This is a genomic window from Vreelandella olivaria (genome assembly GCF_023507745.1).
GTDB lineage: Bacteria > Pseudomonadota > Gammaproteobacteria > Pseudomonadales > Halomonadaceae > Vreelandella > Vreelandella olivaria_A.
Genome location: NZ_JALPZO010000121.1, coordinates 33483 through 46591, shown reverse-complemented (window position 1 = coordinate 46591; position 13109 = coordinate 33483). Strand labels below are relative to the sequence as shown.

Here is a 13109-nt window from a genome sequence, read left to right as displayed (position 1 = left end):
CTCTGGCTCTGGCTCTGGCTCTGGCTCTGGCTCTGGCTCTGGCTCTGGCTCTGGCTCTGGCTCTGGCTCTGGCTCTGGCTCTGGCTCTGGCTCTGGCTCTGGCTCTGGCTCTGGCTCTGGCTCTGGCACAGTTTCAGGCGCGGGAGGTACTCTTTCAATCTCCGCCTCAGGAGAAATCGCTGCTGGCTGCCCGCTCTCTGCCTGATCATCGAGGATCGCGTTATCGACGCCCTGTTCCAGGGCGCTGTCAGTGTCCACCTGGCCATCATTCAGGCGATCATGCTGCTCTTGTTGTTCCTGCTGGGTATCATGCTTTTTCTTGCGTTTGAAAAAACCAAACATGGGTGTCATCCGACTAAAAAGGTGAACATTGTGCCCATCCTACCACCGCCAACCGAGACTTTGGATAAGTAGCCCGCTACAATCCGCGTTATGAAACGACAACGCTCATCCCGCTCATCCACTTCCCGCTATAAGCCCACCAGGCCGTCGGGCAAATTACGCATTATCGGCGGTGATTTTCGCCGCCGCCAGCTTCCTGTACTTGATCATCCAGGGTTACGCCCAACACCGGACCGGGTACGTGAGACGCTGTTCAACTGGCTTGGCCAACACCTGTATGGCAAGCAGGTACTAGACCTGTTTGCTGGCACCGGGGCTCTGGGCATTGAGGCCCTTTCCCGTGGCGCTGCAAGTGTTACCTTTGTAGAGCGCGACCCTCGGGTTGCCACGCTGATTGGTGATAATCTAGCCACCCTGGGGGCGAGCCAGGGGCGGGTGGTAACCGCCGATGCCCAGGTATTTCTCAGCCAGCCGGGCCACCCCGTTGACCTCGTTTTTCTCGATCCTCCATTTCACCAGGGCCTTGCCGCGCCATGCTGTACCGCACTGGAGGCAGGCGGCTGGTTAGGTAACGAGGCGATGGTCTATCTGGAAACCGAATATTCAATCACTCCTCAAGTGCCCAGCAACTGGCAGCTTCACCGGGAAACCCAGGCTGGCGAAAGCACAGCACGGCTCTATCAACGCCTGCCGGTGTAAAGCGCTTGCTGCAAACGGGTAGCGGCGTTACGCTCGCCTCCCTACTATCCTATTTTATCTTTACTGGCAGGCATAATGCCTGCTGCCGTACCCCGGAGGTATGCATGAGCCTAGAGCTGTTTAACCAGTTAGAACAGAAAGTCACCGACACTGTTGAGGCGTTGGAGATGCTGAAATTGGAAAATGAAGAGCTAAGTAGCGAGAATGCTAAGTTAAAACAGGAGCACGAAGAGTGGGAGCGCCGTCTACAGGATGTGCTGAGTAAATTTGACGGTATGGACAGTACTAACGCTTCCTGACCGTTCCGTTTAACACCGACGCGACATTAACAGCGCATCCTCACGCCCGGCTGCACCTTGCACTGCCGGGTAGTAGCCTTTGCGACGACCATCCTCTGTAAATCCGTAGTGCCGGTAAAGCCGAATCGCCCGCTGATTACTCACCCGCACCTCCAGCAGCAACCGCTCGCTCTCCCACGTCTGGGCACAGGCGATAACAGCGCTCATCAGCCTGCCACCCACGCCTTTCCCCCATACTTGTGGCGCGACGCCAATGGCCTGTAGTTCGGCATCAAAAGGTAACCGGGTAATCATGGCATAGCCGACCAACGCGCTCTGCTCCCAGTAGCCCATTACGGCGGTGTCATTGTCAGCCAGCGCATCATCAAGCTGTTGCCGCGTAGCGCCACTGCCAGCCAGCGCTTCCAGATCATGCAATACAGCACTATGCGCCATTTCGAGCTGGCTAATCACGAGACGTTTGCCACTGTTCCCCCAAGGTAACCAGTTCCGGCCACAGGGTTCGCTTGGCCTTCGCAGATTGGGCGAGTTGCTCAAGAGAAGGCCCTTGCCAGACAGGTAACGCCAAGGTGTGACTCTGCCCCTGGTTGATGGCCAGCGCCTGGGCAAGGGGTGAATCTTCGTTGTTTTCCGCCGCCCCCCACCATAACACCCGTTCCAGCTGCCAGCCCTGGCGTCCAACTGCACCAGCGATAAAGGCAGCAACACCCTCTCTGGCTTCTTCCAAGGGCTCTTCAGGGGTAAAGGCATTTGCCATGGGCGGCCATTTGAAGTGCGTCACCTCCAACTTATCCCCCCTTAACACCCCCACTGCATGCATTATATTGGCGAGCAGTTGCTGCTCCAAGGGGGATATCTCGCCTTCATGGAGACTAAGCCAGCACCCACCCAAACAGATGCATGAGAGGCTAAACTGCAACGGCTCGGCAGCGGGTGCCGGATGAGGAACTGGCGTAACGGGTATATCGGCAGGTGCACTCTCAGCAATGGAAGGCTGATCAAGCAGCGCACGCACCGCAGAGGGTGATACCGTGCTCGCCGGTGCATCTGCCTTGCGTTCTACCGGTGCCTCACTGCGCGGTGGGGCAACATCATCCAACAGTGCATGCAACCGTTCCCTGGGCGGTGCAGCAGCCGGGGCGTCCTCCCACTCACACGCCTCGGTGGGTAGCGCATTGGGCAGTTGATACCGGGAACCCCATGTCATAATGCCCATGGCTTCCAGGTAATGCCGACGAATAACCTCTGGGGTCACTGGCCGCCGCCACGGCAGTTGGGGGAGTTGGGACGTTCACCGCCCCTGGCCTGCCACTCTTGTGGCGTATAAAGGTGCAACGCCAATGCATGTACAGGGCCGGAAAGTTCATCCGCTAACAGGGCATAAATCTGCTGGTGGCGCTTGACCGGCATGATGCCATCAAAGCTGTCGCTCACCAGCGTGACTTTAAAATGGGTTTCGGAGTTCGCTGGCACGTTGTGCATATGGCTTTCGTTTTCAACGTGCAGCACGTCGGGCGCGAGCGCCGCTAACTTCTGCTCTATCTGTGTCTGCAACGCCATGAGAGACCTCCTTCTTTCAGAAACCGTTTTATTGTACGCCCTTACTTGCCAACAGACGATGCCCGGCGCTCAACGAGCGCACGCTGGGCAAGTGTTATACGCGAGAGACTGACAAGCAGCGCCAGTAGCGTGGTGCCAGCACCCAGCCATAGGGTGACCTGGATAGGTGAACCCAACGCCAAGGCCGCTCCCACCAGGGCCACCCCAAACGATTGCCCCACTGTTCGGGTCGTGCTCATGACACCAGAGACATTGGAACTGCGCTCAGGGGGTAGACTACCCATCATTTCGCGATTATTCGGCGGCTGAAACAACCCAAAACCAATGCCACAGAGGGCCGTGCGCCACAAGCTGCCCGCTACCCCCGTGGACTCATCCACCAGGGCCAGCGCCACCAACCCAATAATCAGCAATATCAGCCCTGTACTTGATAGCCAACTGGGATTCACCCGGTCGGCCAAGCGTCCGGCCAGGGGGCCAACCAACATAATCGCCAGTGGCCAGGGAGTGAACAACCAGGCGGTTTCAAGGGGTGAGAAACCCATTTGCTCCTGATAGAAAAACGACAGGGCAATGAAGGTAATTCCCTGGCCAATAAACGCGAGCCCAGAAGCCGAAACGGCCAGCGTAAAGCGCTTTTCCTCAAAGACACTCAACGGCAGTAATGGGTAGGACGCCCGCTGCTGGCGCTTCACGAACAGATAGCAAGCCAGTACGGCAAACAACGCCCAGCCGGCGCTTTGCCACCACGGCGCCGCATGACCCACAGCATCCATGGTAATAAAAAAGCTTGCCAGCATCAGCATGGAAAGCAACGCTCCCAGAAAATCGAAGCTTCCCTGGCGCGGCTTATCTCTTGGCAATGCCCGGCTGGCAAGCCAGAGTGAGCAAATGCCTAGCGGCACATGCATGGCAAATAACCACGGCCAATCCGCGTAGGAGAGAATAACCCCACTTAGCGTCGGGCCAGCCGCGTACCCCCCGGCAACCACCAGGGCACTTAACCCCAGTGCACTGCCCAGGAGCCTCGAAGGAAAAATGGCCCGATAAAGCGATGGCCCAATGGAGAGTGTGGCGGCGGCCCCCAATCCCTGCATGGCGCGAAACACCAGTAATGTTTCCAAATTGCGCGATAACGCAGCGCCAAGGGAAGCGACCACAAATATTGCTATCCCGAACAGATAAAGCCGCCGACGGGTAATCAACTCGCTGATGCCAGCAAATACCAGCAGAAAGGCGGCACACACGACCTGGAACAGGTTAGTGATCCACACGGCGCGGGAGGCGGGTATATCCAGATCAGCGGCAATGGTGGGCAGGGCAAGGTTGATCATGGTGGTATCCACCACCGCCATCAACGTACCGGTAACCAGCGCCAGCACCGCCAGGGCGCGCTCTGGACCTGGCAGGCCATCATCCCCTGGCCGAGTTTCAAACAGTCGCATGAAGGGCAGTTCCTAAACAGCACCATTAAAACAGCGAAACCGGCCTGGGCCGGTTTCACGATACGCGTTGACTTAGGCAACCATTGGATAGCGGCTATACACTAATCCTGCTCATTATCCAGCAGCAGCGCATCATCAACATCCGAGATTTCCAGGGCAGTTTCGTCGTCGAGGTCAATCGCGAGATAGCTATGTTCAATACTCAGAAAATCCTGAAACAGCGACCAGTCGAGTTTTTCTGGCCATTGACGTTCGTCTTCTTCCCAGGCGCGCAGTTCGGTCTCAAGAATTTCCACATGACGTTCGCGGACAAACGTCTCAAGCGCTTCGGGGGTATCCATCTCGGGGATCAGATACACCGTGCTTTCATGTTCGACGTCGTCCAGGGTCAGGTCGTCGTCTCCCATGGTGGGTTCGAGCGCATTGATCCAGTCCACGAAGGTCTGGGTCGGCCTGACGCTCAGGGCAGAGCGATTTAGCAGTTTCATGGGATTCTCCTCGCCGTCGAAACGTTGACCATTATGGGCGCTAAATCGCGCCCTTACCAACTTTTCGTCGGCTACCACCCGGCTAGCGGCATTTAGTCTACCTCTGGACGCATGGCGGGGAACAGCAAGACGTCACGAATGGAGGGGCTGTCAGTAAACAGCATCACCAAACGGTCGATACCAATGCCCTCACCTGCCGTTGGCGGCATCCCGTACTCCAGCGCGCGAACGTAGTCGGCGTCAAAGTACATGGCCTCAAGGTCACCGGCATCTTTTTCGGCGGCCTGCTCGCGAAAGCGCTCGGCTTGATCTTCAGCGTCGTTCAGCTCCGAGAAACCATTGGCAATCTCACGGCCCCCCACGAAAAACTCAAAGCGATCAGTGACGAAAGGATTGGCATCGTTGCGGCGGGCCAGCGGGCTGACCTCAGCCGGATACTCGGTGATGAACGTTGGCTGATCCAGCTTGTGTTCGGCCACTGCTTCGAAGATCTCAGTCTGAACCTTGCCCAGTCCCCAGCTCTCCTTCACCTTAATGCCCAGTTTTGCTGCCGCAGTACGGGCAGCGTCGAGGGTGTCGAGATCCGCATCGCTGATACCGTCACCATGATCCAAAATCGCTTGGCGCAGGGTTAGACGATTAAAGGGCTTGCCGAAATCGTAGCTGGTGCCCTGGTACTCAATCGTGGTGGTGCCTAACACTTCCTGAGCCGCCGTGCGCAGCATGGCTTCGGTCATATCAAGCAGGTCGCGGTAGTCCGCATAGGCCCAGTAGAACTCCACCATGGTGAACTCAGGGTTGTGCCGCGTCGATAGCCCTTCGTTACGGAAGTTACGGTTAATCTCAAACACTTTTTCGAAGCCGCCCACCACCAGACGCTTAAGGTAAAGCTCCGGGGCAATGCGCAGATACATATCGATATCCAGCGCATTATGGTGGGTGATAAACGGGCGGGCCGCGGCGCCACCGGGAATCGGCTGGAGCATCGGCGTTTCGACTTCCATAAAGCCACGGGCTTCAAAGAACCGGCGCATGGAACTGATCACCGCAGCGCGGGTCTCAAACACCTTACGCGATTGTGGGTTCATGATCAGGTCAACGTAGCGCTGACGATAACGCGCTTCCTGGTCGGTCAGGCCGTGAAATTTGTCTGGCAGCGGGCGCAGGCTTTTGGTCAGCAGTTGCGCTTCCACCATCATGACATACAAATCGCCCTTGCCTGACTTATGCACAGGGCCACGGGCAGCGACGATATCACCAATATCCCAGCCCTTGATGTCCTCAAGCACGTCTTCCGGCAGGCCTTTCTTGTCGACATAAAGCTGAATCTGGCCAGCCACATCCTGAATCACAATAAAGGGGCCACGTTTGCGCATGACGCGCCCGGCTACCGATGCGTGGTGATCAAGCGCTTCCAGCTCCGCTTTCTCCTTTTCACCCAGCAGGTTTTGCAGTTCAACGGTCAGGCTGTCACGGCGAAAGTCGTTCGGAAAAGCGCTCTTACCCTGCTCAGCGGCACGCTCACGGCGAACCGCAAGCTTGGCGCGGCGCTCAGCGATCAGGTGGTTTTCATTGTCGAGAGAAGACGCGTCTTGGTTGGCCATCGGGCACCCTATTGATGTTCAAACGCTAAAAAAATACCAGTCCACTGATAAACCAGTGTGTTAATCAGAGGCCTCTACAAACCCTGCTTAAGGCTGGCGACGATGAATTGATCCAGATCGCCATCGAGCACTTTATCGCAGTTACTGGACTGAACGCCGGTACGCAGGTCTTTAATGCGCTGATCATCCAGTACATACGAGCGAATTTGGCTTCCCCAGCCGATATCCGCCTTGGAATCTTCCGCTTCCTGCTTGGCCGCATTGCGCTTTTGCATCTCAAACTCCCACAGCTTCGCTTTCAACTGCTTCATGGCGAAGTCGCGGTTGGCATGCTGGCTGCGCTGGTTTTGACACGCCACCACAATACCTGTCGGTTCGTGGGTAATCCGTACCGCCGAGTCGGTGGTGTTAACGTGCTGCCCCCCCGCACCACTGGAACGGTAGGTATCTACCCTCAAATCAGAGGGGTTGATCTCAACCTCAAAGCTGTCGTCGATTTCCGGCGACAGAAAGACCGACGCAAACGAGGTATGGCGGCGTCCGCCGGAGTCAAATGGGCTTTTACGCACCAGGCGATGAACGCCGGTTTCCGTGCGCAGCCAACCGAATGCATGGTCGCCCTGGATATGCAGCGATGCCGATTTGATGCCCGCCACTTCACCAGGGGAAATTTCAATGATCTCTGTTTTAAAACCGTGGCTCTCTGCCCAACGCAGGTACATGCGCAACAGAATGTTCGCCCAGTCCTGGGCTTCGGTACCGCCAGAGCCTGACTGGATATCGAGATAGGCGTTATTCTCATCCATCTCGCCCGCAAACATACGGCGAAACTCAAGCTTCTCAAGGGCAGCCTGCAGGCCATCCAGCTCTTTACGCACCTCGTCAACGGTGCCTTCGTCCTCTTCCATTTCCGCCAGTTCGAGCAGGTCACGGCTGTCTGCCAGCCCCTGATCCAACTCATCAATGGTCGCCACAATGGCTTCGAGGGAGGCACGCTCTTTACCGAGTTTTTGTGCGTAGTCCGGGTCGTTCCAGACATTGGGGTCTTCAAGCTCGCGGGAGACTTCTTCTAGCCGATCTTTACGCTCGGCATAGTCAAAGATACCCCCTAAGAACGTCTGTCCGCGCAGACAGGTCCTTGATCTGGTTGTGAATCGGGTTGGTTTCCAACATGGATCGCCCTAGCCTTGGTCAGTAAATAGCTGAGTCTCACGCGCTTTAAAACGCGACTTAAAAGAGACAGGCGCCGCTGGGGTGGCTCACGGCCTGGTGCTAAACACCAGCGCGAGCTACCCCAGCGGCGAAATTCTGAGGCCGTATTGTAACCAAACCTGACGCTTACCGCATCCATTCACCTCATGTTGGCTTAACGCGAAAAACCCGGCCTGGGCCGGGTTCGAAACCGCTGATCAAAGCTCAACAGGCCACACTCATCACACCGCCCGTTTAGAAGCGGTAAGTAAGCTGGGCACCGAAACCATGAGCTTCGTTTTTGTAGTCGGCAGAGTAGGTCGAGATAACACCCGGCACCCCATCAATCAGTTCATCAGTACGTTCCTGATCGATACTAGTCCTACGCTCGGTGAGATAGGAGTAGGCGAAATCCAGTGTTAGCGCATCGGTGGGACTCCAGCCAGCACCAACGGAGAAAATTCGACGATCATCAGAGGGAATCCGCGCACTGCGGAACTGGTCACTAGTCGGCGTGTTATCGATCGTCACACCGCTACGCAGCACCCACTGAGGGTTGAGCTGATACTCGCCACCTACGGCAAACGCCCAAGCATTAGAGTATTCCTGTTGCTCATGCGTGATGGTTTGATTCTCGCTACCAGTGACAAGAATCTCATTGAAGCGGCTCCAGCGTGTCCATGAGACCCCCGCCATGAGCTTGAGGTTGTCACTCATCTCCTGCGTCACAGAGAAGTTCACCGTCTCGGGCGTTGTAAGGTCGAGGCTCGCATTATCATCCTGGGCAACCACATCTCCTTGGCCGGCGCCAATTCCGAACGGTGGAGGATTACCTAACGAGTTATCGTTAGCGGTCGCGCGGAAGTCGCCTTCGAGGGTATAACTGACCTTGGAGCGGTAGGTCAGACCAAACGTGGTCTCCGGCACCGGCTGGTACATGATGCCAAGATTATACCCCCAAGCCTCATCATCACCCTCTACGCGCGCATCCACTTCTCCGCCCAAAGCATGTGGCACCTGACGATAAAGTTTGCCATCCACGCGGTTATAGGTGATGCCCGCACCAATCGCCCACTGATCATTGAAGCGGTAGGAGACGGTCGGCTGGGCGCTCACCACCGTCAACTCGGTGTAATTACCAAGGTTACGCCCAAGGAACCCATCCTCGTAATCGGTCTTCGAACCGAAAGGCGCATAAACGCCAAAACCAAAGGCCAAACGCTCATTCACTGGTTGAGCATAGAAAGCAAAAGGCACAAAAGTGCCAGGCACCATATCGCCTTCTGTCGTACCATCAATGGGAGTTCCATTACGCGTGGCGCTCGCGTTATCGATATCGCTATTAACGTTAAGGTACGTTCCCCCCACTGTTACCTGTGCACGGTCTAAAAACGACATGCCTGCCGGGTTACCAAATACAATGGTAGCGTCATTAATGTTGGAGCTACGCCCCGCGTGACCATAGCCCTGACCACTGACGCTCTGCTCGTTAATTTGATATCCGCCTGCATTGGCCTGGCTGGCAAACGCCACTGCTGCTACTGCGGCCGCGAGGGTAAGCTTTTTAAAGTTATTATGCATAGTGGGCCTCTCTTCCCAATGATTCAGCGGATATATCCATCCGCCTCGTTATTCTTACACCTAAGTTTTCGCCCAATGCCTGCTTTGATTCAAGGGCAAACGAACGTTTTATTTAATTTTTTGCTTATACATTAGTCGCACGACTGTTTTAAATCAGTGTTTTAGGCATTCCGGCTGAAAATTTACGCACCGCTTGACCTATGTGTGACCCAAAGGTTTTACACTATTGACAGCCAAATCCATGATGGTGAGGGTGTTATGCAGATAGCCGCTATTAAAGTTAGCGAACTGGCAAAGCGCGGTGGGGTTACCGCTGAAACCGTTCGTCATTACACCCGCGAGGGGCTGTTAGCTCCCACCCGGCACCCTGACAATGGGTACCAGCTATACTCAACCGCTGACCTGGAGCGTCTCCACTTTATTCAGCGGGCACGCAAACTCGGATTTAGCGTGGCAGAAATTCGTGACATCCTGACTCATGCGGATCAGGGCGACTCCCCCTGCCCCTTGGTGCGCGATTTTCTCGCCAACCGGCTGCCACAGATTCGCGCGCGTATCGCCGAACTGGAAGCGCTGGCCAACCGTATGGAGCAAGCGTTAGAGAGTTGGCAAGACATGCCCGATGGCACCCCCGATGGCCATAGCCTGTGCCGCCTGATTGAGAGCTTTCCCGAGGAGTCCCCATGCAGCCACAAACGCTGATCCGCACGGTACCGGGTATGAACTGCCAGGGTTGCGTAAAACGCATGCGCGAGGGAGTTCTGGTGCTGGACCCTAATGCACAGGTAGAAGGCATCCCCGCCGACAAGCGCCTGGAAGTCACCAGCACGCTGGATGACGACACGCTGGACAAAGTGCTACGCGAGGCAGGCTATCCGCCCGACCATGACGCCGAACCTGACAGTGACAACGGGCACACAGATACGACCGTCACTCCAACAAGTCAGACACCGGATATAGCCACCACTCCACAACAGCGCCTGCTGATTAGCGGCATGACCTGTGCGGGGTGTGTCAAAAGCGTCCAAAGCGCGCTGAACAACACGCCCGGCGTCACTTCTGCGTCGGTAAATTTTGGCACCCATATTGCTCAGGTGAACGGCAGTGCAGACGCTACAGCGCTCATTAAAGCAGTTGCATCGGCGGGCTATGGTGCCGAGCCCGTTGTGGATATGCGCGCAGCAGAGCGTAGCCGCGAAGCCCAGGAAGCACGTACCTATCGACAGCGGCTGCGGGGCAGCATACTGTCACTCGCGCTCGCCATACCGCTAATGCTGAGCATGTTTGTCTACCATCCCCACCCAATAGGGGGTGGCCGCCTGTACTGGCTGGTGATTGGTATTCTCACACTGGGTATTCTGGCTTTTCCTGGGCGGCACTTTTTTACCAACGCCTGGAAGCAGCTGAGGCTCCATCAGGCCAATATGGATACATTGGTCGCCATGGGAACCGGTACCGCCTGGCTCTATTCGATGATGGTTGTTGTATTTGCCCCTTGGTTGCCAGGTGTCGCTCATGGCATCTACTTCGAAGCATCGGCGATGGTGACTGGGCTGATTTTACTGGGCAACGCCCTTGAGCTACGTGCTCGCGGTCGCACCAGCAGTGCTTTAAAACGGCTGCTCGACCTACAGGAAAAAACCGCCCGGGTGATTCGCAATGGCCAGGAGCAGGAAGTACCCATTGACGACGTTACTCTGGATGATCATGTTCGCGTACGCCCAGGCGAGCGGCTGCCTGTCGATGGCGTCGTGCTCAACGGCCAAAGCTATATCGACGAGTCCATGCTCACCGGCGAGCCACTACCCGTTCACAAATCTTCTGACGACGAGGTAAGCGCGGGCACCGTTAACGGCAACGGCAGCCTGGTCTATCGTGCCACCCGCGTGGGCACCGATACCCGCCTGGGGCGTATTACTGAACAGGTGGCCAGCGCGCAAAACTCTCGCCCACCGATTGGTGAACTGGCCGATAAAGTCTCTGGGATTTTTGTGCCTTCGGTGATGATTATCGCCGTTCTGACCGCACTGGGCTGGTTTAACTTCGGGCCCGAGCCTATCGTGATTCATATGCTGGTCACCGCCACCACGGTACTGATTATCGCCTGTCCCTGTGCCCTGGGGTTGGCAACGCCGATCTCCACCATGATAGGGGTAGGCAAAGCCGCCGAATATGGTGCGCTGGTACGTAGCGGTGAAGCACTGCAAACCGCCAGCCGCTTGACCACACTGGTGGTGGATAAAACGGGCACATTGACTGAGGGAAAACCTCGCGTTACTGATGCTATCGTTATCCATCCGGATAGCGTGCAGGTAATGAGCTGGGTCGCAGCGTTAGAACATCGCTCAGAGCACCCATTAGCCACCGCACTAACCGCTTATACAGAGGAAAGCAGTACACAACCGGCTGAACTTACTCACTTTGAAAGCGTTACCGGTGGTGGTGTTACCGGCCAGACCCAGGCCGGTGAAGCACTGCTGTTGGGGAATGCCCGCCTGCTGGAGCAGTCTGGCGTGGATCTTTCACCGGCTCAGGAGCGCGTACACCAGTTGGAGGCTCAGGCTCGCTCGTTGGTGTACCTCGCGGTTAATGGTGAGCTTGCCGCGCTATTCGGAGTAAGCGACCCGCTACGCGCGGATGCTGCGGCAGCGGTAAAACGCCTGCAGGATGATGGTTTAACGGTTGTGATGCTCACCGGTGATAACGAGCACACAGCCGCCGCCGTGGCCCGGGAAGTGGGTATCCGCGATTTCAGGGCCGGCATGACGCCGGATGAGAAGCACGCAGAAATTGAGCGCCGCCAGCAGGCAGGGGAAGTGGTGGGTATGGTGGGCGACGGAATTAACGATGCTCCGGCACTGGCCAGGGCCAATGTAGGGTTCGCGATCGGCCAGGGAACAGATATCGCCATGGAGAGCGCAGGGATTACGCTAATGCGCAGTTCACTGCACGGCGTGGCCACGGCCATTGAGCTAAGCCGCACCACGCTCACTAATATCAAGCAGAACCTGGTGGGCGCCTTTGGGTATAACGTGCTGTGCATCCCCATTGCCGCAGGCGTGCTCTACCCATTTACCGGCATGTTGCTATCGCCGATTATTGCAGGAGTGGCAATGTCGCTTTCGTCCATCACTGTGGTCAGCAATGCCAATCGCCTGCGGTTATGGAAGCCCACCCAGCAGGAGGTCTTATGAGCGTACTCATCAACCTCGCCGGCATCGGCCTGATTGCCCTGATCATCTGGTGGTTCTGGCTTAGCTGACCCCAATATAGCGCCCTGGCTTATGGTTCAGGGCAATAATCAGATTGAGTGTGAGCGCGCCCAGCACTGAATAGCCCACACGGTCCCAAGGCAGTTGGGTAAGCGCCACCAGCAAAATCAGCGCATCAATGCCCAACTGCACATAGCCTGCCCGCAGGCCGTGCTTATCTTGCAGATAAAGCACCAGGATATTGATGCCGCCAAGGCTTGTGCGGTGGCGAAATAGCATCAACATGCCAATGCCTATCAGCGCCCCACCCATCAGTGCGGCATAAAGCGAGGGTACATCCGCAAAGATCACCCAGCGCTGAGTCAGCTCTGAAAACAGCGATACCAACCCGATTGCCACAAAGGTGCGCAGCGTAAAGCTCCACCCCATGCGTTTGATCGCCAGGTAATAAAACGGCAGGTTAATGGCAAAAAACCAGGCACCGAACCCCCACCCTGTGAGGTAGTTCAGCAGCAGTGCCATGCCAGCCGTACTGCCGGTAAGCAGCACGGCCTGGGTGTAGAACGTGACCCCTAACGCTACAAACAGCGTGCCTAACAGCATCGCCATCACGTCCTCATAGGGTTTATGAGGGTCCTTGGGAAGATCTTCCACGCGCATAAGTACACCCTTTTTAGGATTATTTGAG

At 56.4% G+C, this 13109-nt stretch carries 13 protein-coding genes and 1 pseudogene; 4 read left to right on the top strand and 10 right to left on the bottom strand.

Translation table 11 applies throughout. The features are described from left to right. A pseudogene (locus tag HP566_RS12855) lies at positions 1-342 on the bottom strand (signal recognition particle-docking protein FtsY); the annotation flags it as partial. Positions 343-432: 90 nt separating this feature from the next. On the opposite strand from HP566_RS12855, the gene rsmD reads away from it, so the two are divergent. Both rsmD and HP566_RS12845 read left to right on the top strand, forming a co-directional pair. After that, complete coding sequence (gene rsmD / locus HP566_RS12850) at positions 433-1041, top strand: 16S rRNA (guanine(966)-N(2))-methyltransferase RsmD (RefSeq protein ID WP_249977659.1); 609 nt, start codon at positions 433-435, stop codon at positions 1039-1041. Between the two features lie 104 nt (positions 1042-1145). Continuing rightward, positions 1146-1340, top strand: coding sequence for a cell division protein ZapB (locus HP566_RS12845; protein WP_249977658.1), 195 nt, complete (start codon positions 1146-1148; stop codon positions 1338-1340). 9 nt (positions 1341-1349) lie between these two features. Here the strand turns inward: HP566_RS12845 and rimI are convergent, their stop codons facing one another. The 8 genes from rimI to HP566_RS12805 all read right to left on the bottom strand — a co-directional run bounded on the left by rimI (position 1350) and on the right by HP566_RS12805 (position 9209). After that, on the bottom strand, positions 1350-1793 hold the full coding sequence (gene rimI / locus HP566_RS12840; protein WP_249977657.1) for a ribosomal protein S18-alanine N-acetyltransferase: 444 nt from the start codon (positions 1791-1793) through the stop codon (positions 1350-1352). Beyond that, positions 1786-2595 (bottom strand): hypothetical protein, encoded by an 810-nt coding sequence (locus tag HP566_RS12835; RefSeq protein ID WP_249977656.1) that lies wholly within the window; start codon positions 2593-2595, stop codon positions 1786-1788. The genes rimI and HP566_RS12835 overlap by 8 nt, the downstream gene beginning before the upstream one ends. Next, on the bottom strand, positions 2592-2900 hold the full coding sequence (locus HP566_RS12830; RefSeq protein ID WP_249977655.1) for a BolA family protein: 309 nt from the start codon (positions 2898-2900) through the stop codon (positions 2592-2594). Before HP566_RS12830 ends, HP566_RS12835 begins: the two co-directional genes overlap by 4 nt. A 41-nt stretch (positions 2901-2941) precedes the next feature. Further along, entirely contained in the window at positions 2942-4345 is a 1404-nt protein-coding gene (locus HP566_RS12825; RefSeq protein ID WP_249977654.1) for an MFS transporter, read from the bottom strand. Positions 4346-4446: 101 nt separating this feature from the next. Continuing rightward, the gene (locus HP566_RS12820) at positions 4447-4833 is read right to left on the bottom strand and encodes a hypothetical protein (RefSeq protein WP_249977653.1); all 387 of its coding nucleotides are present in this window, start codon (positions 4831-4833) and stop codon (positions 4447-4449) included. 92 nt (positions 4834-4925) lie between these two features. Beyond that, positions 4926-6437, bottom strand: coding sequence for a lysine--tRNA ligase (gene lysS, locus HP566_RS12815; protein WP_249977652.1), 1512 nt, complete (start codon positions 6435-6437; stop codon positions 4926-4928). 74 nt (positions 6438-6511) lie between these two features. After that, a protein-coding gene (gene prfB, locus HP566_RS12810; protein WP_340163076.1) for a peptide chain release factor 2 occupies positions 6512-7610 on the bottom strand; the annotation gives its coding sequence in 2 pieces (ribosomal slippage) (positions 6512-7534 and positions 7536-7610; 1098 coding nt in all). A 273-nt stretch (positions 7611-7883) separates the two neighbouring features. Further along, positions 7884-9209, bottom strand: coding sequence for an OmpP1/FadL family transporter (locus HP566_RS12805; RefSeq protein ID WP_249977651.1), 1326 nt, complete (start codon positions 9207-9209; stop codon positions 7884-7886). Between the two features lie 273 nt (positions 9210-9482). On the opposite strand from HP566_RS12805, the gene HP566_RS12800 reads away from it, so the two are divergent. Continuing rightward, entirely contained in the window at positions 9483-9911 is a 429-nt protein-coding gene (locus HP566_RS12800) for a MerR family transcriptional regulator (protein ID WP_249977662.1), read from the top strand. Then, positions 9893-12403: a heavy metal translocating P-type ATPase gene (locus HP566_RS12795; RefSeq protein ID WP_249977650.1), complete on the top strand. Its 2511-nt coding sequence runs from the start codon at positions 9893-9895 to the stop codon at positions 12401-12403. The genes HP566_RS12800 and HP566_RS12795 overlap by 19 nt, the downstream gene beginning before the upstream one ends. A gap of 60 nt (positions 12404-12463) precedes the next feature. On the opposite strand, the gene HP566_RS12790 is transcribed toward HP566_RS12795, so the two are convergent. After that, entirely contained in the window at positions 12464-13081 is a 618-nt protein-coding gene (locus HP566_RS12790) for a YitT family protein (protein ID WP_249977649.1), read from the bottom strand. Positions 13082-13109: the final 28 nt, after the last annotated feature.